Origin of the sequence: Steroidobacter gossypii, from assembly GCF_016801985.1 — a bacterium.
Classification (GTDB): domain Bacteria; phylum Pseudomonadota; class Gammaproteobacteria; order Steroidobacterales; family Steroidobacteraceae; genus Steroidobacter; species Steroidobacter gossypii.
On record NZ_JAEVLS010000005.1, the window covers coordinates 528,332 to 552,999 of the forward strand.

24 protein-coding genes are annotated in these 24,668 nt (G+C 63.0%); 11 read left to right on the plus strand and 13 right to left on the minus strand.

Features of this window, described 5'->3' with window-relative positions; translation table 11 throughout:
* Positions 1-39: 39 nt before the first annotated feature.
* Both JM946_RS22710 and JM946_RS22715 read right to left on the minus strand, forming a co-directional pair.
* Positions 40-1,458, minus strand: coding sequence for a homospermidine synthase (locus tag JM946_RS22710; RefSeq protein ID WP_203169662.1), 1,419 nt, complete (start codon positions 1,456-1,458; stop codon positions 40-42).
* A gap of 185 nt (positions 1,459-1,643) precedes the next feature.
* Positions 1,644-2,312 carry a glutathione S-transferase family protein gene (locus JM946_RS22715; RefSeq protein WP_203169663.1) on the minus strand — a complete coding sequence of 223 codons (669 nt, stop codon included), beginning with the start codon at positions 2,310-2,312 and terminating at the stop codon, positions 1,644-1,646.
* A 157-nt stretch (positions 2,313-2,469) separates the two neighbouring features.
* Here JM946_RS22715 and JM946_RS22720 point away from each other — a divergent pair, with 157 nt between their 5' ends.
* From JM946_RS22720 to JM946_RS22750, 7 genes are all read left to right on the plus strand, one after another.
* The gene (locus JM946_RS22720) at positions 2,470-3,315 is read left to right on the plus strand and encodes a sulfurtransferase (RefSeq protein ID WP_203169664.1); all 846 of its coding nucleotides are present in this window, start codon (positions 2,470-2,472) and stop codon (positions 3,313-3,315) included.
* A 103-nt stretch (positions 3,316-3,418) separates the two neighbouring features.
* Entirely contained in the window at positions 3,419-5,386 is a 1,968-nt protein-coding gene (gene speA, locus JM946_RS22725; protein ID WP_203169665.1) for a biosynthetic arginine decarboxylase, read from the plus strand.
* Positions 5,387-5,761: 375 nt separating this feature from the next.
* Positions 5,762-6,037, plus strand: a complete 276-nt coding sequence (locus JM946_RS22730) for an RNA recognition motif domain-containing protein (protein WP_116810818.1) — start codon at positions 5,762-5,764, stop codon at positions 6,035-6,037.
* Between the two features lie 167 nt (positions 6,038-6,204).
* A complete protein-coding gene (locus JM946_RS22735; protein ID WP_203169666.1) occupies positions 6,205-7,044 on the plus strand; it encodes a class I SAM-dependent methyltransferase in 840 nt (279 codons plus the stop codon).
* Complete coding sequence (locus JM946_RS22740; RefSeq protein WP_203169667.1) at positions 7,041-8,225, plus strand: succinylglutamate desuccinylase/aspartoacylase family protein; 1,185 nt, start codon at positions 7,041-7,043, stop codon at positions 8,223-8,225. Before JM946_RS22735 ends, JM946_RS22740 begins: the two co-directional genes overlap by 4 nt.
* A gap of 11 nt (positions 8,226-8,236) precedes the next feature.
* Positions 8,237-8,770, plus strand: a complete 534-nt coding sequence (locus JM946_RS22745; RefSeq protein WP_203169668.1) for an NUDIX domain-containing protein — start codon at positions 8,237-8,239, stop codon at positions 8,768-8,770.
* Positions 8,771-8,994: 224 nt separating this feature from the next.
* A complete protein-coding gene (locus tag JM946_RS22750; protein ID WP_203169669.1) occupies positions 8,995-9,369 on the plus strand; it encodes a hypothetical protein in 375 nt (124 codons plus the stop codon).
* Between the two features lie 7 nt (positions 9,370-9,376).
* Here the strand turns inward: JM946_RS22750 and JM946_RS22755 are convergent, their stop codons facing one another.
* From JM946_RS22755 to JM946_RS22785, 7 genes are all read right to left on the minus strand, one after another.
* Complete coding sequence (locus JM946_RS22755; RefSeq protein ID WP_203169670.1) at positions 9,377-10,030, minus strand: hypothetical protein; 654 nt, start codon at positions 10,028-10,030, stop codon at positions 9,377-9,379.
* A 1-nt stretch (position 10,031) separates the two neighbouring features.
* Positions 10,032-10,664, minus strand: a complete 633-nt coding sequence (locus JM946_RS22760) for a hypothetical protein (RefSeq protein ID WP_203169671.1) — start codon at positions 10,662-10,664, stop codon at positions 10,032-10,034.
* A gap of 154 nt (positions 10,665-10,818) precedes the next feature.
* Positions 10,819-11,427, minus strand: a complete 609-nt coding sequence (locus JM946_RS22765; protein WP_203169672.1) for a hypothetical protein — start codon at positions 11,425-11,427, stop codon at positions 10,819-10,821.
* A gap of 20 nt (positions 11,428-11,447) precedes the next feature.
* A complete protein-coding gene (locus JM946_RS22770) occupies positions 11,448-12,725 on the minus strand; it encodes a putative porin (protein WP_203169673.1) in 1,278 nt (425 codons plus the stop codon).
* Between the two features lie 230 nt (positions 12,726-12,955).
* Positions 12,956-13,267 (minus strand): RNA recognition motif domain-containing protein, encoded by a 312-nt coding sequence (locus JM946_RS22775; protein ID WP_203169674.1) that lies wholly within the window; start codon positions 13,265-13,267, stop codon positions 12,956-12,958.
* 427 nt (positions 13,268-13,694) lie between these two features.
* On the minus strand, positions 13,695-14,402 hold the full coding sequence (locus JM946_RS22780) for an HAD family hydrolase (RefSeq protein ID WP_203169675.1): 708 nt from the start codon (positions 14,400-14,402) through the stop codon (positions 13,695-13,697).
* Positions 14,399-15,592, minus strand: a complete 1,194-nt coding sequence (locus JM946_RS22785; RefSeq protein ID WP_203169676.1) for an O-succinylhomoserine sulfhydrylase — start codon at positions 15,590-15,592, stop codon at positions 14,399-14,401. The genes JM946_RS22780 and JM946_RS22785 overlap by 4 nt, the downstream gene beginning before the upstream one ends.
* Positions 15,593-15,737: 145 nt before the next feature.
* Here JM946_RS22785 and JM946_RS22790 point away from each other — a divergent pair, with 145 nt between their 5' ends.
* From JM946_RS22790 to JM946_RS22800, 3 genes are all read left to right on the plus strand, one after another.
* Positions 15,738-16,382: a glutathione S-transferase family protein gene (locus tag JM946_RS22790; protein ID WP_203169677.1), complete on the plus strand. Its 645-nt coding sequence runs from the start codon at positions 15,738-15,740 to the stop codon at positions 16,380-16,382.
* A gap of 122 nt (positions 16,383-16,504) precedes the next feature.
* Positions 16,505-17,689: an FIST signal transduction protein gene (locus JM946_RS22795; protein ID WP_203169678.1), complete on the plus strand. Its 1,185-nt coding sequence runs from the start codon at positions 16,505-16,507 to the stop codon at positions 17,687-17,689.
* Positions 17,690-17,774: 85 nt separating this feature from the next.
* Positions 17,775-19,865 carry a S9 family peptidase gene (locus JM946_RS22800; protein WP_203169867.1) on the plus strand — a complete coding sequence of 697 codons (2,091 nt, stop codon included), beginning with the start codon at positions 17,775-17,777 and terminating at the stop codon, positions 19,863-19,865.
* Here JM946_RS22800 and JM946_RS22805 read toward each other — a convergent pair whose 3' ends face one another.
* The 3 genes from JM946_RS22805 to JM946_RS22815 all read right to left on the minus strand — a co-directional run bounded on the left by JM946_RS22805 (position 19,866) and on the right by JM946_RS22815 (position 23,465).
* On the minus strand, positions 19,866-20,900 hold the full coding sequence (locus JM946_RS22805; protein ID WP_203169679.1) for a D-alanine--D-alanine ligase family protein: 1,035 nt from the start codon (positions 20,898-20,900) through the stop codon (positions 19,866-19,868).
* 43 nt (positions 20,901-20,943) lie between these two features.
* On the minus strand, positions 20,944-21,942 hold the full coding sequence (locus JM946_RS22810) for a putative zinc-binding metallopeptidase (protein WP_203169680.1): 999 nt from the start codon (positions 21,940-21,942) through the stop codon (positions 20,944-20,946).
* 92 nt (positions 21,943-22,034) lie between these two features.
* Positions 22,035-23,465, minus strand: a complete 1,431-nt coding sequence (locus JM946_RS22815) for an ADP-ribosylglycohydrolase family protein (protein WP_203169681.1) — start codon at positions 23,463-23,465, stop codon at positions 22,035-22,037.
* 143 nt (positions 23,466-23,608) lie between these two features.
* On the opposite strand from JM946_RS22815, the gene msrB reads away from it, so the two are divergent.
* Positions 23,609-24,082 (plus strand): peptide-methionine (R)-S-oxide reductase MsrB, encoded by a 474-nt coding sequence (msrB, locus tag JM946_RS22820; protein WP_203169682.1) that lies wholly within the window; start codon positions 23,609-23,611, stop codon positions 24,080-24,082.
* 29 nt (positions 24,083-24,111) lie between these two features.
* Here msrB and JM946_RS22825 read toward each other — a convergent pair whose 3' ends face one another.
* Positions 24,112-24,660: a TIGR00645 family protein gene (locus tag JM946_RS22825; RefSeq protein ID WP_203169683.1), complete on the minus strand. Its 549-nt coding sequence runs from the start codon at positions 24,658-24,660 to the stop codon at positions 24,112-24,114.
* Positions 24,661-24,668: the final 8 nt, after the last annotated feature.

Below are 24,668 nucleotides of genomic sequence, written 5' to 3' on the forward strand. Positions count from 1 at the left end.
TCTCGCCACGAGGGTCGTGGCAGGATGCCCGATTCCGAGTTAGACAAGGACGTTCTTGAACTGCCAGGGATCGGTTGTGTCGAGCGCTTCCTGAAACAGCCGATTGCGATCGAACAGCGGCGTCCAGTCGCTGTACTCGCCCACCACCGGGCCGAGATACGGCATGCAGATTTCCAGGTTGCGACGGAAGTCCATTTCGTCCGGCTCGACCACGCCGCGGTTCGGGTTCTCCATCGCCCAGATCATGCCCGACAGCACCGCGACACAGACCTGCAGACTGGTGGCCGTGTTATGCGGCACGAGTTTACGCGCTTCGTCGATCGACAGCTGCGAGCCGTACCAGTACGCGTTCTTCTGGTGACCCGCGAGCAGCACACCGAGCTCGTCGATGCCGCCCGAGAGAATCTCTTCGTTGAGAATGCGCTTGTGATCCTGCAGCCGCCAGTTGCGGCCGGCGAACTCGTGCACCGACATCACTGCGTCGTCGCAGGGGTGATAGGCGTAGTGCACCGTCGGGCGGTACAGGACCTTGTCGCCTTCACGATGCGTGAGGAAGTCAGAGATCGAAATCGACTCGCCGTGCGTGATCAGGAAGCCATGGAAGTGGCCCGCCTTGGGCGTCCACGTGCGCACGCGCGTGGCCGCGCCCGGCTGCATCAGATAGATCGCGCTCTGGCGCCCGAACTCGTGACGACGGCCCTGCGGCGGCAGCTCTTTCTCGTGCGTGCCCCAGCCGAGCTCGGACGGCTGCATGCCTTCGCTGACGAAGCCGTCCACCGACCAGGTGTTGACGAACTCGTTGAGCTTCTTCGGCGTGTTGGCCACCTGCGTGTCGCGCTCGGCAATGTGGATCACCTTCACGCCGAGCTTGGCCGCGAGCGCCGCCCACTCTTCGCGCGACGTCGGATCGCCGGCATCGACAGCCGTGTGGACCGCGATGTTGAGCAGCGCCTGCTTCACGAAGTGCGAGACGAGGCCCGGGTTTGCGCCGTGAGTGATCACAGCCGTCGGCCCGCCCTTCTGCGCATCGCGTACCTTCAATGCCTCTTCGCGCAGCGCGTAGTTCGAACGCAGCGACGGCGGCACATTCGGATCGGTGTAACCGCCAGGCCACGGCTCGATGCAGGTGTCCAGATACAACGCGCCTTTCTCGTGCGCGAGCTTGATCAGCGCGAGGCTGGAAACGTCCACCGACAGATTCAGCAGGAAATCGCCGCGGCCGAGCATGGGCTCGAGCACCTGGCGATAGTTCTCCTGCGTGAGCGGATGAACGATGAACTTGATCCCGTACTCGGCCGCTTCCCTGGCGCCCGCCTCGTCCGCCGTCACGATCGTGATGCGCTCCGCGGGGAGCGCGATGTGACGCAAGATGAGTGGCAACGCTCCCTGACCGATACTGCCGAAGCCGACCATCACCAGGCGGCCGGGGAAGTTGAAATGCACGGGATATTGGGACATGGCACTCACTCAAAAAGAGACGTTTAAATGAACGTCGGACCTCGGTGGCGAAGATTCGCTGGGACGACGGCGGCGAAGTTTACTGACTTTTGCCGTGGCGTCGACCGTAATGGAAACCGACGCCGATAAGTGCCCTGTATCGACGGCGTTTCAAGGAGCCGCGGCGATTTTATTTTTGGCCGCGATTATTCTTTTTCTTTCCAGTGCGGCGGGTACGTTTTGTCATAGCCCGGCAGCGCCTCGATGCGCCCGATCCACGCGGCGATGGCGGGAAAATTCGCGTCCAGCGGCAGCAGGCGCGCACGCAGATCTTCCGCCTCGCGCCGCTCCAGCACGCGCAGCAGCTGCTTGATGCCCGGGAATATGACGATGTCCGCAGCGGAGAATGCCTCGCCCACCAGCCACGACGACGACGCGAGCCGATTCTCGATGGTGCGCGCCTCGGCGATCACGAAGTTGAGCGCACGCTCGATCTCTTCCATGTGGCCTTCGATGCCCTGGAACAGAATCGCGTAGATCAGCTTGGCGAGGTGGTCCTCGGCGTACGACTGATACTCGCAAATCACACGCGTGATCGTGCCCTCTTCCTCGGCGCTCGTGCCGAAGATCGGGATCTCGGGATACTTGCGGTCCAGATAACGCAGGATGGCGAGCGACTCGAACACCACATAGTCGCCGTCCTTGAGCACGGGCACGCGGCCGCGCGGATTCATCTGCAACATCTGCGGCGAGCGGTGTTCCTGCTTCGCGAACTGCACCAGGTGCGACACGTAGGACAGGCGCTTGTACTCGAGCGCGAGCAGCGCGCGCCAGGAATAAGGGCTGCCGCTCCCCCACCACAGTTCCAATGCCATGTCGTCGCCCCAGCATGCCCGAAAAGTCGGGCCCGGATTGTAACCAAGCCGGGCGACGGGGCCAGAACTCTCCGACGAGCGACGTGACGCCGCTGCGCCACAGGCTCAGAATGCGGGCATCCGCCACGCTCGCGCGCACTCGAGTCTCGAACCGATCATGCACACCACACTCGTTTCGACCGCTACGCTCGCAGATCATCTGCAGGATGCACGCTGGTTGATCGTCGACTGCCGCTTCGATCTGGCGCAGCCGGCGGCCGGCGAGGCGGCCTATCGCGCCGGGCACATTCCAGGCGCCATCTATGCGCATCTGGATCGAGATCTATCGAGCCCGATCACGCCTCAGAGCGGGCGGCATCCGCTGCCGGATCCTGAACGTTTTGCCGCCACGCTGAGCGCGTGGGGCGTCACCGCCGATACGCAAGTGATCGCCTACGACGCCGACAACGGCATGTATGCCTCGCGCTTGTGGTGGCTGTTGCGCTGGGTCGGACATCGCGCGGTGGCCGTGCTGGATGGCGGCTTTAAAGCGTGGACGGCGGCCGGTTTGCCCACTGACACTGAAATTCCTGCACGGACGCCGAGCAGATTTCAGGCGCGGCCCAATCGCGACCTGTGGCTGACCACCGAGGAAGTCCAGGAGCGCGTGCAACAACCCGACTGGCGACTGCTCGATGCACGCGCGCCAGAGCGCTTCGCCGGCAAGGTCGAGCCGCTCGACACCGTCGCTGGCCACGTGCCAGGCGCTCGCAATCATCCGTTCTCGACCAATCTCACCAGCGACGCGCGCTTCAGCGCGCCAGAAGAACTACGACGCGGCTACGAACGGTCGCAGGACGGCGTCGCCGACGACCACACCATCGTGATGTGCGGCTCCGGCGTGACTGCGTGCCATCTGCTGCTCGCGATGGAAGTCGCCGGTAAACCCGGTGCGCGCTTGTACGCCGGCTCGTGGAGCGAATGGATCAGAAATCCGTCGCGAAGCGTTGCAACTACGGATTAATTCGCGCGCCGTCTTATCTACTTTTTGCAGCAATCTCTTTGCAGTATCTTTCGCGCCCACTTCCACCGGCCCCTCGCCACACTCGCCACATAGGCCCGCGCACTTGGACCCCACAGCAAAGAAACCCGTAGCGCCAAACGTGATCAACGGCTCCTGGGACACCGAGGACTCGCTCGATCTGTATCAGGTGCCGCACTGGGGCAAGCACTACTTCAGCATCAACGCGGCGGGCCACGTGGTGGTGCGGCCGGACGGCACGCCGGATCGCGAGATCGACTTGTATGAAGTGGTCGAAGGGCTGCGTGCGCGCGATTTGACCACGCCGGTGGTAGTGCGCTTCTCCGACATCCTGCGACATCGGCTGGTCCGGCTGCAGAAGGCGTTCGCGCAGGCCATCGCCGAGAACGACTACAAGAACCGCTACACCGCCGTGTTCCCGATCAAGGTGAATCAGCAACGGCTGGTGGTCGAAGAGGTGTATCGCTACGGCAAGGAATTCGGCTTCGGCCTGGAAGCCGGCTCCAAACCCGAGCTGCTGGCGGTGATGGCGCTGACCGAGGATTCCCCGGGGCGCATGATCGTGTGCAACGGCTTCAAGGACGACAGCTATATCGAAGCGGTGATTCTCGCCACCAAGCTCGGCCGCACCATCATTCCGGTGATCGAGAATTTCGAAGAGCTGCAGCTGGTGCTGAAGCACTCGCAGAAGTACCAGGTGCGGCCGCGCATCGGCGTGCGCGTCAAGCTGGCCAGCGAAGGCGCCGGCCGCTGGCGCGATTCGGCGGGCGAAAAGTCCAAGTTCGGGCTGTTCGTCACCGAGATCCTCGAGCTGGTCAAAGTGCTCAAGAGTCACGACATGCTCGATTGCCTGGAGCTGGTGCACTGTCATCCGGGCAGCCAGCTGCAGGACATCCGGCGCGTCAAAGATGCGATCAACGAGCTGGCGCACGTCTATGCCGAGCTCAAGCTGATGGGCGCCGGGCTGAAATACATCGACGTGGGCGGCGGCCTCGGCGTCGACTACGACGGCAGCGGCACCAATTTCGAATCTTCGATGAATTACACGATGAACGAATACGCCAGCGACGTGGTGTATCGCATCGGCAGCGTGTGCAACGCGCGCGGCATCGATCATCCGGTGATCGTGAGCGAGTCGGGCCGCGCCACCGCCGCTCATCACAGCGTGCTGGTGTTCAACGCGCTCGGCTCCTCGTGCCTGGACAAGTTCCGCATCTCGGACCGCATCGAAGATGAGTACAGCGGCAACACGGAGGAACTGCCGCAGCCGGTGCTCGACCTGTTCGAAGCCTATCGCACGATTTCAGCGCGCCGGCTGGTGGAGTGCTATCACGATGCCCTGCAAGCGCGCGAGCAGGCGCTGCAGATGTTCAATCTCGGCCTGCTGAGCCTGGAGTTTCGCGGCCTGACGGAACGTTTGTATTGGGCCACCTGCGCCAAGATCCGCGATTTCTGCCGCAAGCTGGATCGCGTGCCCGAAGAGCTGGAAGGGCTGGAGCTGATTCTGTCCGATACTTATTTTTGTAACTTTTCGGTGTTCCAGTCGCTGCCCGACAGCTGGGCCATCGGCCAGCTGTTTCCCATCATGCCCATCCACCGGCTGGACGAAAAACCCACGCGCAACGGCGTGCTGGCCGATATCACCTGCGATTCGGACGGCAAGATCGATCGCTTCGTCAGTCAGCGCGAAGTCAAGCGCACGCTCGAGCTGCACGAGCTCAAGCCCGACAACGAGTATTACCTGGCGGCGTTCCTGGTCGGCGCCTACCAGGAAACCTTGGGGGATTTGCATAATCTGTTCGGCGACACGCACGTGGTGCACATCCGGCTGCACGACGAAGGCGGCTGGTGGATCGAGGAGATCGTCAAGGGCGACACCGCCGGCAAGGTGCTGAGTTACATGCAATACGACGTGGATCGTTTGTTTCCTCAGTTCGCCCGCGATTGCGAGCGCGCCGTGCGCGAAGGCCGCATGACCCTGGCCGAGAGCCAGGCGTTGCGTCGCTTCTACGAATGGGAGCTCAACGGCTACACGTATCTCGAAGGAGATTGAGAGCAGGCTGCTTTTTTGTCCGGACGCCTCGGGCTCGCTTGCCGTCCCGAGGCGCCCTAACCGTTTAGCTCTTCTCGCCGCGCCCCAGTTCGCAGCTGCAAAAAAATCCAAAAAAACGCCTTGTCAAGTACGGTCATTGCAGTCGCCAAAAGCCTGACGTAGTATCGATCGCGGTCAGCTGAATACGCATTTCAACCTACAAGAGCGACCTCGGACACACGCGCTTCAGACAGCACGTCCACGCCACGCCCATTCCCATGGTTGATTGTCAGCGACCAAGACACAGCGATCGACATCTCATCCGGGAGCTCTCGAGGCTTCGCGGAGGCGATCGTTTGGCTGCAACTTTTGTCTGGCCTCAAGAGTGACCCTTCGATGACGACGATCTACGTTGGCAATCTGCCGTTCAGCGCCACTGAAACGGACGTCCGCTCCCTGTTCGAGAAACACGGCACGGTGCAATCGGTCAAGCTCATTAACGACCGCGAAACCGGGCGCCCGCGCGGCTTCGGCTTCGTGGAGATGCCCTCCGGCGATGCTCAGACCGCCATTCAGCACATGAATGGTTTCGACATGGGCGGTCGCCCGCTGCGTGTCAACGAAGCACGCGAGCGCGAAGCCCGCCCGCCGCGGCAGAACGGCCGCTGGTGATCGGTGGCGGCAGGCTGGCGCACGCCCGCTGCCGCTGCTGAACTGGCGCCGATCGCAAACCAGTACGTGCGCCGCGCTTCTCGCAGGGCGCGGCGCATGGGCCGGTTTTGATTTGCACGCGCCGATTCCACTATCTTCGCGGCTCCAAGAGGTTGCGAGGAGAAGGAATGAAATTGCCGTGGGCCGCCCCGTTGTTCAGCTGGTTCGTTCTGGCGGCGGTTTTGCTGACGGGCTGCGCGAGCGCGCCCACGATCGATCCGGCAACCTCCACCTCGCTGGACGCCATCCTCGCCGGCCAACACCGCGTTCGTGAGCATCGGGCGCGCGATCCTTTCCGACATCCCAAAGAGACATTGCAGTTTTTCGGCATCCGTCAGGACATGACGGTGGTGGAAGTGTGGCCCGGCGCGGGCTGGTACACGGAGATTCTTGCGCCCCTGCTCCGGGACCACGGCCAGTTGTACGCGGCCCTGCTGGATCCGGCCGCCGGTGAATATGCGAAGAACACGGTCGAGACCTATCGCGGCAAACTGCAGCTGCGGCCGGATTTGTACGGCAAAGTCATCACCACCACACTGGCCGCGCCGCCGGCCAGAAGTGAAATCGCCCCGCCCGGCTCCGCCGATCTGGTGCTCACGTTTCGCAACTTGCACAACTGGATGATGTTCGGCTGGGAGAAGGATGCGCTGGCGGCGATGCATGCGGCGCTCAAGGACGGCGGCGTGCTCGGCGTGGTCGCGCATCGCGGCGATCCGGCGATCCCACAGGACCCCAAGGCCGCTTCGGGATATGTCCGCGAGGACTATGCGATCAGCATGATCGAAGCCGCCGGCTTTCGGCTGGTCGGCCGCTCCGAGATCAATGCCAATCCGAAGGACACGAAGAACTACGAGCAAGGCGTGTGGGCGCTGCCGCCGAACTTCGCCGGCGGCGACGAGCCGCGTTACAAACAAATCGGCGAGAGCGATCGCTTCACGCTGAAGTTCGTCAAGGTGGCTCGACCATGAAACGAGGTCTGCGCCACTCGTTCGTCGTCCTGAGCTGCGTTGTCGGGACGCTCGTCAACGCTGCCGAGGAGCCCCCGACTACAGCACCGACGCCCGCGCCCGCGACGACGGCAGTCTCGGAGACTCTCAAGCCGAAGGGCCGGCTGCGGCTGCTGGGCAGTGACGTGCCCCCGGGCACGCGCAAGAAATTGATCTGGACCAGCGGCGCCGCCATGGAAGGTTTCGTGTCGCCGGTGCCGGTATTCGTGCTCAATGGCAAAGGCCAGGGCCCGGTGCTGTGCCTGACGGCGGCCGTGCATGGCGATGAGCTCAACGGCATCGAAGTCACACGCCGCGTGCTGGACGATCTGGATGTCGAGGAGCTCAATGGCGCTGTCATCGGCGTGCCCATCGTCAACATCCAGGGCTTTTATCGCGGCGCTCGTTACCTGCCGGATCGGCGCGATCTGAATCGTTATTTTCCCGGCAACCCGCGAGGCAGCGCCGCCACGCGCATGGCGCACTCCTTCTTCACCGAAGTGGTGAAGCATTGCTCGGCGCTCATCGATCTGCACACCGGCTCGTTGAATCGCACCAACCTGCCACAAGTCCGCGCCGATCTGCGCTTGCCACAAGTTTCGAGGATGACCAAGGCGTTCGGCGCGACGGTGGTCCTGCACAGCGTCGGCGAGCGCGGCTCGCTGCGCCGGGCGGCCACCGACGCGGGCATCCCCGCGGTGACGTTCGAAATGGGCGAACCGATGCGCGTGCAATCCGAGCAGGTCGAGCATGGCGCCAAGGCGGTGGAAACATTGCTCTATTCGCTCGGCATGACCAAGCAGCGCCGTTATTGGGGCGATCCCGAACCGGTGTACTACGCGTCCAAGTGGGTGCGCGTCGATCACGGCGGCATCCTGTTCTCCGATGTGGCGCTCGGCGAGCGGGTCACCGAAGGCGAGTTGCTCGGCGTGGTCACCGACCCTATTTCGAATCAGCAGCATCGAATCTACGCGCCGACCAGCGGTCGGGTGCTCGGTATGGCGTTGAACCAGGTGGTGCTGCCAGGTTTCGCGGCGTACCGCATCGGCACCGCCACCACGCCGTCGAAAATGTCCAAACAATCCGCCGAAGAAGCGACCGAGGACAGCCGCGAAGACGACGAAGCCGCGCCCACCGAAGAACTCGACTCTCCTCCCGGTTGAAGCAGGTCGCCATGAGCATCGAAAAAGTGACCCACGTGTACACCGGGCGCGTCATCGAGGTGAACGTCGAGCAGGTGCGGCTGCCCAACGATCATCTGGCCACGCTGGAGATCATCCATCATCCCGGCGGCGCCGCCATCCTTGCGCTCGATGCAGCCAATCGGGTCTGCCTGGTGCGCCAGTTTCGTCATGCCGCCGGTGGCTACATCTGGGAGCTGCCGGCTGGGAAGATCGATCACAACGAACCACCCCTGCAGACCGCGCAACGCGAGCTGGCGGAAGAAGCCGGTCGCACGGCGCGCGAGTGGCGCAGTCTCGGCGAGTTCTTGCCATCACCGGGATTTCTAACGGAGGTGGTGTATCTGTTTCTGGCCAGGGAGCTGAGCGAAGTCGCCAGCCAGCTGGAAGCCAGCGAAGTGCTGGAGACACACTGGTTGCCGTTCGAGCAGGTGATGCAGATGGCGCAGTCGGGCGAGCTGCGCGATGGCAAGTCGCTGGCCGCGCTGCTCAGAGCGGCGGCTTATGTGCAAAGCCCGGCGCGTTAGCCGACGCTTTTGCCGTTATCTCTGTCGGTATTTTTATCGCTTCGCGCCACTGTCGACGTGCATGACAGTTGGTGTTGCGCATCCTGCACGTACATCACACTTTTGCAACTTGCTCGCATCGCCGCGAAGCAATTCAATAGCGACGCTATCTAACGAGACAGGGGAAGTCTCGACAGCTCCGGCGGCCCCGCCAGAGGCGATGAAACGAACCAGGAGATCGGGAGTTGAATGACGATTTGAAAAAGATGGGTTATCGCCTGCGCCCCCGGGTGGTCGAGCCGGCGAAACAACCGGGGCGCATCGCCTTCGACGATCGAGGCAATGCGGTCTACGAATGGAACGACGATCGTTTGAGCCAGGACGGAGAAGCCGGCGAGCGCGCGCGTCGCAAGGCCCTCGACCATCCTGGCCTGTCGATGGTGGAAGAAGAAACCACCGGCAACACGCCGATCCAGAACAACGCCAAAGGGCTGCGCCTGGGCTACAACCCGTACGAGAGCGGACTACTGCCGCGCAAGCAGACCGCGCCGAAGCGCGACCTGCGCGAGTTGTCGAAGTGGATCGAGCTGAAACGTCGCGTCGGTGACAAGGGCGAGTAACGCCCGCTCAGACCGCGAGTTGGCGGATCTTCTCCTGATGACCGCACCGGAAGAAGCGCCGCAGCTCGGCCAGCCACTTCTCCGGCCGTGAGCGACGCGGATGGAGATATCGCTGATCCAGCGACCGACAGTAGCGCGCGGCGTGCCGGTTCGCCTCTTCGTAGCGCCGACGACTGGCCTGATCCAGTTGCGGCAGGAAACTCACACCGTTGAACATCCGCGCGTGTAGCGCGCCAGGAAAGGCACCCGCGCGCTGCTGGGTCATCAGCGCCACTGCGCTGGCGTACTTGTCCACTTCCGCCTGCAGCTCCAATTCCAGCAGCGACACCGGCCGACCCCGTGCCACGCTCCAGATCAGATAATGGAAGTGACTGACGCCTTCGAGCGCCGTGCAGAAATCGTGCAGGTTGCGCTCGTCCAATGCCTTCAGCGGATCGTGCCGCTCCAGACGCTCGAGCACGCGCTGGTCGATGAACAACCCGATGCGCACGGCGCCGTCCTCCTGCACCACGAACACCTGCTCGTCGCTGAGTGGGCCCTGCTGATCGCCGACGACTTCACGCAGTCGCTTCGGATCGCAGATCAGGAAGTCCTCGGCGTCGTGCTCGACGGGTGCGTCGTACAGTCGTGTAAGCAGCGACTGCATCCGACGCAGCAGCATGTCAGTGCTCCTGCCTTGCGCCGGCCTGCACCGGCGCCACACCAAGTCGCTGCAGGATCGCAAAGGCGCGCGGACTGCCAGTCTTCAGCCAGATCTCGTACAGACGCAGGATGTCCTTATCGGTGTGCTGATAGGCCATCTCGGCGACGTCGTTGAGCACATCCACCAGGCGTTGGAATTTCCCGGCCAGCTCCATGAAGACCGCCGCGAACGCCTGGCCACGGATCGAATAACGCAGATTCTCGGCAAGCGTGCCGTAAGCACGTCCGCCCATGGCGATGTGATAATCGACATCGACGAGCTTGCGGGCGAAGCTTTGAGCGAAGAAGCCGGCGATGAACAATGAAACGTCGCCGAGCCGGCGCAGCGTTTCGTCTCGCTGCTGACTGGATGGCGCGGACGCCGCGTCGGCGAGCATGTGAGCCAGCGGCCTGAGTCGCACGCCTTCGGGAGTTCGTTCGTACAACTCTTCGGAGCGCGCGAACATTGTGAGCACGTTCACGACGTAGTGCTCGGTGTGATCGTCGACAGCCACGCGCTGATTACGCAGTGCCCTCTGCACCGAGTCGTGAAAGAACTCGCGCAAGTTGGGAACCGCAACGACCGTTCCTGAACCCGCATCAGCCATCGCCAAGCACCTCTCGTTTACCGAAAACTCAAGATTGCTGACTGCTCGCGCCGTCACACCGCCTGTCATCGATGTATCGGCAAGCGCCGTCAAGAATTTAATCCTCCGACGGATGAGACAGTTCCCGCGGCGCCGAGTGCAATAAGACTGACGATAAAAGTTACCTGGCACTCACCGACGATGTTTGCTGACTGCCTTGCGGAGGTTGCTGGGCCAACGCGTTGAGACTCAGGCCCACCACCAGCGAGCCGATGGGCTTGCGGCCATCGAGCACGGGCACCGCGACCTGCACCTGGCGCAGGCCCGATGAGGCGTCGATCTCCACTTCGCCCTGCCAGATCCTGCCGCTCATCGGCTCATCGTGTTTGTCCTTGCCTTGATGACTCCAGCTGGAAGGCTTGCCGAGGAAGGCCACCTTGCCGCCGTCCGCGCCGGAAAGGAACGCTTCGGCGATCACTTCGCCGCTGGCCCTGCGGTGGTTTTTGAGCAGTTCTGCCGCCGGCGTCTTGGTCAGGCCACGCACATAAGGATCGATGACGCTGGTGGCCTGCCACTTCGACTGATCCATCGATGCGGCTTGCGCCGACTTGCCGGCGTTATAAGCCTTGACCGCATCGACGATGGCGGCCTCGGCCGCCCACGCCTGGATCTGCCGGGTCTTGGCGCTCACCTTGGCCTGCATCGCCGGCTCCAGGTCGGTGGCGTGCGCCGCTGACCAGCACAACAGCGCAGCGAGCCAGGCCGCCGCGAAAGCACCGATACGAGTCATTCTCGAGCCTCGCGCCGCTGTTAGAACCGGGTGTTGAAATCGATCATGAGACGATCGAAGTCATACTCGCTGCCGACGTTGCGATTGCCGACGTTCTTGAAGTAGGTCGCGCTCAGCACGAAGTTCTTCAGCGGCGCATAGCCGCTACGAAGCACCCAGCCTTCCGCGTCCGACACGCCGCCGCCGAAGTCGGCGTCGATGAACTGAGCGAACAACGCGTCCTTCTCGAGCAGCTGATACGCCAGGCCCGTTTCCCAAGTGCCCGCGTTGGACGCCTTGCCGATCATGGTGCCCATGGAGAACGCGGTGTCGTATTCGGCGTCGAGGTTCCTGGCGAAGTCGCCCCACACCTGCAGCGGCATGCCGCCGACGCTGGTGTTGTACTCGGCCATCAGACCCACGACCTGGAAGTCATAGGCCAGCCCGCCAGTGCTGGCGAGCGAATTGCCATTGGCATTGCCGCCGTAGAACGGGCGACGACCCTTGGCCGCGGCCAGATCGTAATATGACGCGGCGATCGTCAGCTTGTCGCCGTGGATATCGAAACGATTGCCCACCTGCAGTCCATACATTTTGGCGTCGCTGTTGCTGCTCGCGCCGGTGCCGGTCTGCACGTTTTCATCGATCCAGTAGCTCCACGCGGAGCCGAACAGCGAGCCCGCGCCGTACGTCACCGCCAGACCTTCGGGAGTGATGTCGTTGTCCCAGAACAGGCTCTGGCCGGGACGCTCGAACGGCATTTTCATCTTGCCGCCGATCAGGTGCGTGTCGCCGGCGATGGTCCAGTCGAAATAAGCGAGTTCCAGATACAACGATTTGCGCGAGAACGTGTCGTCCAAGGTAACGTTGCCGCCACGCGGGCTGCCGGGCGCCGCGGAGGTCGTGACGCCGACGCCGGCGACGATGCGATCGTTAACTTTGCCTTCGAGCGACAGGCGCGCACGCAGGATCTCCTGCTCGCGAGTGCCGCTGACGCGCTCATCTTCGGTCTGCGAGTGACGATAGCGAACGTCGCCCTTGAGCGTGATGCGGCTGGGCCAGTCGGCGGCCTTGACGGCCGGCTTGGGCGCGTCCGCCGCTCGCGTCAGCTGCTGGCTGACCTGCTCGGTCCGCAGCTTGAGCTGATCGTTTTCGACCTTCAGCGCGCTGTTCTCCGCTTCGAGTCGGTCGACTCGCTGCATGAGAGTTTGCAACTGTGAGCGAATCTGCGCGAACTCATCGTCGGGGGACTGGGCATGGGCGGCCGAGCCGACACTCAGGGCAGCTGCGACAGCTGCCGCGAGTAGCTGGTATTTCACAAAGTTCTCCGGTGAAGACACAAATCTGCCATCGGCCGGTCTGAAGCCGGTCACGCGATCGCATCATCGTTACCGGCCTGCAGCACGAGCGCTGTATGCGACTTCGCCTGAATGGCGCCCTGGGGCCTCACCGAGGCGGCTCGGTTGTGTGAAATCCATCCCAAATAAAAAACCCCGCGGCATCGCTGCCGCGGGGCCTTTGTGAACGAAGTTGGCTTCGTTTGGGTCGCTTACCAGCGACCGCCGCCGCCACCACCGCCGCCCGGACCACGGGGGCCACGGCCACCGCCGCCGCCACCCTGACGTTCCTGCGCTTCATTCACGCGCAGCGGGCGACCGCCCATGTCTTTTCCGTTCAGCGATTGAATGGCGCGCTGAGCATCGGCACGCGGCATTTCCACGAAGCCGAAGCCGCGAGGACGACCGGTTTCACGGTCGTTGATCAAGGCGACGGATTCGACGGTGCCGTGCTGTTCGAACAGCTGGCGAACCTGGTCCTCGTTCGCCGAGAACGGCAGGTTACCCACATAGATCTTTGTCATAGCGATACAGTCTCTCTGAAAAAGCCTCGAGCGCGATCCCCCTGCTTGGGAACAATCATCACTGCGAGGCCTGGTTACATACGGGCTCCGCCCCTGCAACACCCAGTCGCTCCTGACTCGAGCATTGCGGTTGAGGTCCCAGGCCTACGTTCGCGGTCTCGTCGGATTTTTCAGAAGTTGGCCGATCAAAGGGTCTTCAATGACCCGGCTGGCCAAGCCAGAGAAAAAAGCGGGCAAAGGCACAACGAACGGCGCGGAATTTACGCCAATCAAAGAACCAAGGCAATCGGCGACAACGGCCGCAGGTCTTTGAAAATAGGGATACAACGACGGATGTATGGCGGTCCGAACCCGGCCTACAGGTGCGCTCGCAACGAGTGCGGTGCGCACTACCCTGACGAAAGTTATGACCGGTGGTGGCGCATGGTCACCGCTGGAGCCCGAGCAGGACGGCAAGCTCATCCAAAGTCCGCACCGTGTGCGCCGCCACCCCGTGCTCGGTCGGCCATTCGACCTGCTCGCGATTGATCCAGACCGGCACCATTCCGGCGGCTCGCGCCCCTACCACGTCGAGGGCGGGATCGTCGCCTACATACACAACCTGTTGTGGTTCGAGGCCGGTTCCTTCGATTACCTTGTGGAATAGCCGCGGATCCGGCTTGAGCGCGCCGACCTGCCGGGCGCACAGACTGCGCTCGAAATAATGCGCCAGACCGATCCGTTCCAGGTCGGCGTTGCCGTTACTGGCAGTGAACAGGCGGAAGTGTTGCTTGAGCCGCTCCAGGCCGGGCAGAACGTCGTCGTATAGCACCACTTCGTTGCGCGCCTGGATGAATGCCTCGAACGCTTCGTCGGCCATGGCTTCGGCGTAACCGAACTCCCGGGCGTGATCGGCCAACGTTTGCCGACGCAAAAAAGTGAAGTCATGCGCCATTTGGGGGTAGGCGCGCGCGGTTTCGACGCGCGCTTTGCGCAGCATCTCCACGGTCATGGCCGCCGTCACGCGCGGATACCGCAAAGCGAGAAAATCGTACATGGCCTGCTCGGCGCGCTCGATCACCGGCATCACGTCCCAGAACGTGTTGTCGAGGTCGAAGCAGAGCGCGCGAATCCCGGTGAGCGACTCTTGCATCATCGGGCGCCAACCGCGGTGACGGCGGCCAGGCCGCGCTCGATGTCCGCCTGCAGATCGCGTACATCTTCCAGGCCAACCGAAATCCGCAACAAGCCTTCGGTGATGCCGGCGCGCTCCCGCTCGGCCGGCGTGATGCGCGAATGCGTGGTGGTGGCGGGATGCGTGATGGTGCTTTTCGCATCCCCCAGATTGGCGGTGATCGACATCAGGCGCGTCGCATCGATGAAGGCCCAGGCGCCCTGGCGGCCATGTTCGACGTCGAAAGCGAGAATGCCGCCGAAGCCACTCTGCTGGCGCTTCGCCAGCGCGTGTTGCGGATGCGACTCCAAGCCGGCGTAGTGCACCTTGCGAACCCCTTTTTGAGTCTCGAGCCAGCGCGCCAGCTGCAGCGCCGCCTCCGAATGCGCACGCATGCGTAACTGCAATGTTTCCAAACCTTTCAGAAACACCCAGGCATTGAACGGACTCATGCTCGGCCCGGCCGAGCGGATGAAACCGAATACGTCCTTGCCGACCAGTTGCTCATTGCCCAGCACCGCGCCGCCCACCACGCGACCCTGGCCGTCGAGATATTTGGTGGCCGAGTGGATCACCAGATCCGCGCCCAGCTCGAACGGCTTCTGCAATGCCGGCGTGCAGAAACAATTGTCGACGACCAGCAGCACGCCGCGTTCGTGCGCGATATCGGCGATGGCGCGAATATCGGCGATCGCCGCCAGCGGATTGGAGGGCGTCTCGAGAAAAAATAACCTGGTGTCGTTCCTGACGGCGCTGCGCCAGGCCTGGTTGTCGTCGGGACGCACATACGTCACCTCGACACCGAACTTCACCAGGTAGCGATTGATGAGCGCGATGGTGGAGCCGAACACGCTGTCGGAACAAACGATGTGATCGCCCGCCTTCAACAGCGCCATGCAAGTGGCCAGAATGGCCGCCATGCCCGAGCCGGTCGCCACACACGAGGCCGCGCCCTCCAGAGCCGCGAGCCGCTCTTCGAAACAGCGCACTGTCGGATTGGTGAAGCGCGAGTAGATGTTGCCCTTGACGCTTTCATCGAACCGCGCGGCCGCTTCGGCTGCACTGGCGAACACGTAGCTCGAGGTGGTGAAGATGGGCTCGGCATGTTCGCCTTCGTGAGTGCGAACCTGGCCGGCGCGCACCGCCAGCGTTGCAAGATGGTGTTCAGTCATAAGTACCAGGAATCGGGAAGGCCAGGTCGGTCCGGAACGGTCGGGTTAGTTTAAGAAAAACCACAGCTTGGTTCATTTCATTTCGCAGCAGACACGCACCGGTGCGGGTAAAGTCGCCTACCCTACTCCCTGCAGTGTGTTCTCCATGCTTACTCTCGTCATCGGCAACAAGAACCTGTCTTCCTGGTCGCTGCGTCCCTGGCTGGTGCTCAAGCACTTCGGCATCGAATTCGAGGAAGTGAAGCTGCCGCTCGACACACCGGCGTTCCACCGCGACATCGTCAAGTATTCGCCGACGCGCCGCGTGCCCGTGCTCGTCGACGGCGCCATTACGATCTGGGACTCGCTGGCGATCGCCGAGTATCTCAACGAGAAGGTGCAAGGTCGGGCCTGGCCGGCTGACGCCGCGGCTCGCGCGCTGGCGCGGGCAGTGAGCGCCGAGATGCATTCCGGATTTGCAGCCTTGCGCACGCATTGGCCGATGAAAGCGACCGGAACTGCCAGCGTGCAGCTGCCGCCGGAAGGCGAAGCGGATGTCGCTCGTGTTCAGCAGTTGTGGCACGAGATCCGTTCGCAATATGCGCAACGAGGTCCGTGGCTGTTCGGCGAGTACTCCATCGCCGATGCCATGTACGCACCGGTGGCTCTGCGCTTCCGTCACTATGGCGCGAAGTTCTCCAGCGAGGTGGCCGCGGCTTATCAGCAGCAACTGGTTCACGACGCGCACATGCAAGCGTGGATCGCCGATTCGCAGCTCGAAGTCGATAACAACTGGGGTACGCCTGCATAGTCGCGCATCGTCGCGCGGAGTCGGTAAAAACCCGGCGCTCGCATGAGCGGCGATTGCAGAATGGCATTTAACGAAAGAATGCCTAGAATCGACCGCTCGTCTCGCACTCACGCAGGAAGGCTATGCGCTGGGCATCCGCCGTCGACACCGATAATTCCTTGCGGGCCGCTGTGGAGCACGCCGCCGAGACCGTGTATCTCGGGCTTGGCCGGCAGGAGCCGGACCTGGCTATCGTGTTCGTCAGCGCCGAGCACTCGGCGCACTTCGACGCCGTGCCGGCCCTGTTGCAGCGGGAGTTCGAAAACGTCTTCATCTTCGGCTGCTGTGGCGGCGGTGTCATCGGCGGCGGGCGGGAGATCGAGGATCGTCCGGCGTTTTCTCTGACGGGCGCGGTGTTGCCCGGTGTGCGCTTGAAGGGTACGCATCTGGACGCCGCGCAAGTGCCGCCGGTCTATGCGGAGGCGCGTGCCTGGGAAGACGCCATGCGTGTCACCGCGGCTCAGCAACCGTCCTTCCTGCTGCTAGCCGATCCTTTCAGTTTCGAAGCCGAAACCTTCATCAAGGGCCTGGACCGGATCTATCCGATGGCGCCGAAGATTGGCGGGCTGTCGAGCGGCGCGCGCCAGGTCGGCGGCAGCGCGCTGTACCTGGGCAACCAGGTTTATCACTCGGGCTGCATCTCGCTGGCGCTCACCGGCAACATCGACATCGATATGGTGGTCGCGCAGGGCTGCCGCCCGATCGGCGATCCGATGTTCGTCACCTCGGCGCACGAGAATCTGATTCGCGAGCTCGATGGCCGCTCGCCCAGGGACGTGCTGTCGGAGCTGTTCGAGCGCCTGCCGTCCCCGGACCGCGAGTTGTTCAGTCAATCGCTGCACCTGGGCATGGCCATGCGGGCGGACGCGAGCGAATTCACTCATGGCGACTTCCTGATTCGCGGCATTCTCGGCATGGACCCGCAAAGCGGCGCGCTTTGGGTCAGCGCCAACGTGCCCTCGAACAGCGTGGTGCAATTCCATCTGCGAGACGCCGCCACCTCGGCGCTCGATCTGGAACGCACGTTGACAACCTACAGGGCATCGCATGACGTCCCGCCGGACGCCGGCGCGCTGTTGTTCTCCTGTCATGGCCGTGGCATCGGCCTCTATGGCCAGGCGGACCACGACAGCAACGCGTTCCGACGACTGGTCGCGGACCTGCCCATCGGCGGCTTCTTCTGCGATGGCGAGTTCGGGCCGATCCAGAACTCGACCTTCCTGCACAGCTACACCAGCGCCTTTGCGGTGATTCACGAGAAGAAATAGACCAGGGAAATAGTCCGGGCACGACGCCGCCCGCCGCGGTTCTTCTATACTCCCGCCCTTTCTCCGGAACGGAGTCGTGCCCGTGATGCGTCTGCAGTTCGCCCCCGCCACCTGTCTGTTGGCCGCGTGCCTCGCCTTGCCGCTCGTAACGGCGGTGGCCCAGGAAGCTCGAAACCAGGGACCCCAACCCTTCACCGCGCAGGATCTGGTTCGTTTGCAGAGGGTCTCCAGTCCCGCCATTTCTCCGGACGGCCGCACCGTGGTCTTCAGCGTGCGCGAGACCGATATGGCCGCCAATCGGGGCCGCACCGATCTGTGGTCGCTGGACCTGGCGACCAAAGGCGCGCAGCCTCGGCGGTTGACCACGCACTCGGGCAACGACAGCTCGCCGGAATGGTCGAGCGACGGCCGCGAGCTTTATTTCCTGTCCACGCGCAGCGGCTCCAGCCAGGTCTGGCGCTTGCCCGTGAACGGCGGCGAGGCGCGGCAGGTGACCGATCTGCCGCTCGATGTCGGTTCGTTCCGGGTCGCCAGCAACGGCGGCCGCCTCGCCGTCACCTTGGAAGTGTTCCCGGACTGCGCCGATCTGCCCTGCACGGTCGAGCGGCTCAATAAAACCAAGGAAGCGAACCACAGCGCCCAGGTTTACGACCGCATTTTCGCGCGCCATTGGGATACCTGGAGCGACGGCCGTATCTCGCAGCTATTTACGCTCACTTTGAGCAACGGGCGCGCCGTCGATCCGGTATCGGTGAGCAAGGCGCTCGACGCCGACATTCCGTCCAAGCCGTTCGGCGACGCCAGCGAATACACGTTCTCACCCGATGGCTCGAAACTGGTGTTTTCGACCCGCTTGAAGGGCAAGAACGAGCCGTGGTCGACCAACTTCGATTTGTATGAAGTCGCGGTCGATGGCAGCGGCCTGCGCAATCTCACCGAACACAATCCGGCCTGGGACACCCAGCCGGTGTTCTCGCGCGATGGCAGTCAACTGGCGTGGCGAGCCATGGAGCGCCCGGGCTTCGAATCCGATAGCTTCCATGTCGTGGTCATGGACACCAGGACCGGCGAGCGCCGCGCGCTCACCAAAGACTGGGACCGCTCGGTGGGCGACATGAAGTTCGCCCACGACGGCCGCACTCTGTTCGTGACCACCGATCACTTCGGCCAGCACCCGCTGTGGTCGATCGATGTGAAGACCGGCAAGCCCACCATGCTGACCGGCCCCGGTCGCGTGGAAGCCTTCAGCGTCGGTGAAAAAGAAATCGTGATGACCAACTCGACGCTGAAATCGCCCGCCGAACTGCAGGTGCTCACCATCAAGGGCGGCGACCTGCGCGCACTGCCACGCATGAACGAAGCGGCGCTGGCGGAGCTCAAGCTCGGCGACGCCGAGCAGTTCACGTTCGTCGGCGCCGAAGGCGCCACGGTGTACGGCTATGTGATGAAGCCCGCGACCTTCAAGCAAGGCGGCAAATATCCGGTGGCTTTTATCATCCATGGCGGTCCGCAGGGTTCGTTCGGCAACTCGTGGAGCTATCGCTGGAATCCCCAGACCTACGCGGGCGCCGGCTACGCCTCGGTGTTCATCGACTTTCACGGTTCGACCGGTTATGGCCAGGCCTTCACCGACTCCATCAGTCAAGACTGGGGTGGCAAGCCGCTGGAGGATCTGCAGAAAGGTCTCGAGGCCGCGCTCCAGAAATATCCGTGGCTGGACGGCGAGCGCATGTGCGCTCTAGGCGCCTCCTATGGCGGCTACATGATCAACTGGATCGCCGGCAACTGGGCCGAGCCGTTCAAGTGCCTGGTGAATCACGCCGGCATCTTCGACACGCGCGCCATGGCCTACACCACCGAGGAGCTGTGGTTCTCCGAATGGGAGCAAGGCGGCGCGGCCTACGAAGTGCCCGAGAACGTCGAAAAGCACAACCCGGTCAATCACGTCACGAAATGGAGCAAGCCGATGCTGGTGATCCACGGCTCGCTCGACTATCGCGTGCCCTATTCGCAGGGTTTGTCGACCTTCACCGCCTTGCAACGCCGTGGCATCCCGAGCCAGTTGCTGATGTTCCCGGACGAGAACCACTGGGTGCTCAAACCCAACAACAGCGTGCGCTGGCACCAGCAGGTGGAGCAGTGGCTGAATCAGTGGACCGGCAGCGGCGGGGAGTAATCACTCCTCGTCCGCGCGCCACGCCGCCTGATAGTTGTTGCCCACTCGGATGATTTGCTCGAGCAACGCCGGATATTCGATGCCGGCGGCGAGCGCCGAGTGGGCGAAATCTTCATCGCTGCTGATGTTCGGATTGCAGTTGGCTTCCAGCACGAACACGCTGCCGTCCGGACGCATGCGAAAGTCCATGCGCGCATAGCCGCTCAGGTACAGCGAGCGGAAAATGCGCTTGGACAACTTGTCCAGATAAGCGGCGCAGCCCTCGGGCAGGTTCTGCGCCGCGCCCGTCCGGATGCCATGCTTCTTCTGGTAGCGGCGATCCCATTTCACTTTGCGCGTGGCGATGCCGGCCATCACGTCCGGTAAGGTGCCGAAGTCCATCTCCCACACTGGGAAGGTTCGCAGCCGTTCGTTGCCCAATACGCCGACGTACAGCTCGCGGCCTTCGATGTATTCCTCGATCAGCGCGTCCGAGTTGGTCTGTTCGTGAATGAACTGGATGCGCTCCTTGAGGCGATCCGCATCGGGCACCACCGAAGCCTGTGAAATGCCGAGCGAGGCGTCCTCGGTCACCGATTTGACGAACAGCGGGAACTTGAGCTTGCGAGGCAGCCGATAGCGCTGCCCTTTGCGAATCACCGCGAAGCCCGGCGTGGGAATGCGGTGATAGGAAAGGATCTGTTTGGACAACGCCTTGTCGCGCGAGATCATCATGCCGCGGGGGTTGCAGCCGGTGTACGGCAGCTTCATCAGCTCCAGGAACGCGACCACGTACTGGTCGTAGGTGACGATGCCCTGGAATTCTTCGAGCAGATTGAAAGCCACGTCCGGCTTCCAGTCGGTGATGATGGAGCGCAGCTCGGAAAGATTGTCTCCCAGGCCCAGCTTCTTGACCTCGTGACCGGCTTTTTCCAAGGTCGCGGTAACGTCGTATTCCGCCCTGAATTCGTCGATTTGCTTGTCGCTGAGCCCTTCCAGACTGGCCGGCGGCACGAGACTCTCATGCATCAGCACCAGGACGCGCGACGGCTTCATACGGCGGCTGGCCCCATGCCTTAGTCTCCCCTCATCACGGCTCTCACAGTGTGTAACGCTCGCGGTCGCGCCGCAGGATGTCGATCAAGATTCGCTCCAGTGTTCCCAGCAACGCACGCTTGGCTTGGTGCTTGGATGTATCCAGCACCAGATCCAGCTCGCGGCAGCGGTGGATCACCGTGCGCACCACATGATGCACGAGATAAGGATACAACCGCGAGCGCCGCATCAGCCAACGTTCCATTTCCGGCCGGACCTGGCGCACGAACGTACTGGCGCGCATGCGCCGGCGCCCCTTGAGATGCTTGCCGAAGACGCGCTTGAGCCGCAGGTCATAAGCGTCCGGCGTATCGAATTCGTATCGGGCGCGCTTGCGGCGGTAATGCTCGCCCAGCGTGGTTTCGTTCTTGCTGATGGGCTCGATCAACGTTCGATTCATCACGTGCGGCAGCACGCCGGACAGTTCGCCCATCAAGCGATCGACGTATTCGAGCTTGCGCAGCGCCGGCCAGCCCTGATAGTCGCGCCGCCAGCGTGCCTTCGGTTGCATCCAAACCGCGAACGTTTCCGCAAAATCTTCGGTTGGATGGCTCTGCGCATACCAATGGCCCAGATGCAGCACGAAGTCGCGACTGGCCGGACGCGGCCGATAAACATTCGGATACGGCCGGTCGGGATCGCCGAAAGTCTCGCGCCATTCCTTGCGGCGGCGAAGCCGATACGCGTTGTCCAGCGCATGCGCGAATTCGTGCCGCATGATCCGGGTGAGCCAGCTGGCGTTGCCGCCCTCCACTTCGTCCATCATCCGCCGTTCCAGCCGCATCAGGCGGGGATGCGCCATATAGAACGCGATGGCAATGCCGGGAACGCCGTCCGGTGAGAACCATTCTTCGGACAGCCACACATGTGGGGCGAAACGAATGCCGCGGCGCTTCAAATCGCGACGGATGCGGCGTATGTGCTGATCGATGACCGTGTGGCGCAGACTCAGCCGCAGATCGCAGAAACGTTTCTGTAACAGTTCTTCATCTGACAGGTGCACCCAGGACGGCTCGCGAGCACGGCTTCGCCGGCGAGTCGAGGTGCGTTGGGTGGGTTTGCTCCGAGACCGCTGGGTCGCCATCGTTCGATATATCAAACCGGCAGCAGATGGCGAGCCAGTGAGCGCAGCACTGCCTCGTCCGGCAGTTGCCGCTGCAATTCGGGAGGGATGGCGACGCTGCCGTGATAAGCCCCGCACAGGGCGCCGCTCAACGCCGCGGCTGCGGGCGCAGCGCGCGACGTCGTCAGCAGTCGGATCAGAACATCATGCAAGGTCTTGCCGGACGCAAACGCGTCCAATGCCACGCAGGTGACCGACACGGCATCGTCGGCGTCGGTGCACGGCTGGCCGCGCCCTCGAAACAGCTGCTTGACCGGCGCTTTGAGCTCACGCTGCCTCACCAGTTGCATGGCCGGCCCGTCGAAGTCCAGCAACGTTTGTTTGTTCACGCCGGCGAACGCATCGACAAACAGCGCCGCCCAGACGCGACACAGGTCCAGCACCACCGGCGACTGCTGCGTGGTGCGCGAAGCTTCCACTGCGCCTTCGATGGCCGCCTTTGCATCATTGCGAAGAAACATCGCGACGGCCAGGGTGCGTGGCAATGAATGCGGATCGAGGTTGGAAGGATCGTGCGTACCGGCCAGCTTCTTGCGCGACCACTGCCAACCCTTCAGCGCCCGGCGCACTTCCTGCGGCACGCCGATATTGCCGACGCTTTGGCTCCAGGCGAGATAGCGTTGCATTTGATCGTCGGAATCGTTGTTGCCCCTGGCGATCAAACTTTCGGCCAGAGCCCGCGTCATCGCGGTGCTCGCGCCAGTGGTCAGAGTGCCCGCGTCGCGCAAGCCGCCGGCGGCTGCGAGGGTCGCGGCATCGAAACGACTGTTGGCCACCATGCTCCCGACGGCGTCGCCTATCGCCAGTCCGAGCAGGCTCGCTTCGTAGCGCCCCACCAGATCGGCGGCGCTGCCCGAGACGATTCGCTCACTCCATAGCCGCACGAACTCGAGCTGCTCGTCCGTCTCCGGAATGGTCGGCCAGCGCCTTGCGCGCCCGCACTGCTGCCACAAGTCCTGCAAGCGATCGATAGCCTCTTCGCTGCCGAGCCCGCTGCGGATCAGATGACAGCCGATCGTCGTGCCCGTGCGACCGATGCCGGCACGGCAATGGACATACACACGGCGCCCGGCGGCCAGCTCGCTGTCGATCAGATCCAGGATTTGCGCCATATGGGCCGGCGAATCCGGCAGGCCGTGATCGAGAATCGGCAGCCGGCGGTAACGAATGTGCTGCTCGCTGAGCTCGGCCAGCAGGGTGTCGTAGGCCGGCAGCTCGCCTTCCTCGGTGAGATCGATGAAGCTGTTGATCCCGGCGTGCAGCAGCTTCCGCACGCGCTCGGTCGCTTCACCCCGAGACATCGACCCCGGATATTCCCCAGCCAGCAACTGCCCGGGCCGCACCCAATAACAATTGGGAAGCGGCACCGGCAGGGCGCCGACGGTGAAGGGATCCGTACTCATGGGTGAATGATAATGGAAGCTGTCCGCCTAAAACCCCCGCGCCCACCACCGCGTTCCACCGGCCAGCTGCCGGTGCCTGTCCCGACCTTGACTTAGCGGACGACGCCGCCAATTCTCGACAACAGCCCCTCCGAGGAAATCCCATGGAAAACCGCAACCAACAGCTCACCACCTCAGCCAGCGGCTACGATCTGCGCCCCTTGAAAGGCGAGCAGCGCGAGAAGGTCGCGGCTTCGCTCACGCCGGAGGAGCGATATGTGATCCTCGATCACGGCACCGAGCGCCCGTTCTGCGGCACGTTGCTGAATAACAAGGAATCGGGGCTGTACGCCTGCCGCCTGTGCGGCCTGCCGCTGTTCCAGGCGAACGCCAAATTCGAGTCCGGCACCGGCTGGCCCAGCTTCTATCAGCCGTTCGACCCCGAGCACATCACCGAGCTGCGTGACACCAGCCACGGCATGATCCGCACCGAAATCCGCTGCCGCCGTTGCGACGGGCATCTCGGGCACGTGTTCCCCGACGGGCCGCCGCCGACCCACCAGCGTTACTGTCTCAATTCGGCGTCGTTGCAGTTCTACGCGGAAGGTCAGCAGCCGGCGCAGCACACGGCGTCATAAACGAGACGCCACGCGCAGAAGATCAGGGATCAAGTCTCGCCTTCGTGATCGTGGCTGCCGTGGGACTTGGCGGTGATGCGATCGAGCACGCCCATCATCACCGCCGACACCACGAAGGTGAGGTGGATGATGACGTACCACATCAGGGTGGCCTCACCGCCCTGTTGTCCGTCGACATTCGCCACCGTGGTCTTGGTCTCCATGAAGGCGCGCAGCAGATGAATCGATGAGATCGCGACGATGGACGAAGCCACCTTGAGCTTCAGCGAGTTGGCGTCGAGCTTGCCCAGCCAGCTGAGCTTCTCGGCGCCCTCGTCCACGTCCAGCGCCGACACGAAGTTCTCGTAACCCGAGAACATCACCATCACGATCAGGCTGCCGACCAGCACCATGTCGACCATGGCCAGCAGCATCAGCACCAGGTCCGACTCGCCCATGGTGACCACGTGCGTCATCAGGTGATACAGCTCCATGAAGAACTTGACGCCGAGCGCCACCAGCGCCAGCGACATGCCCAGATACACCGGCGCCAGGATCCAGCGGCTGGCGAACAGCAGTTTTTCGATCGTTTTTTCCATTCCGTCCA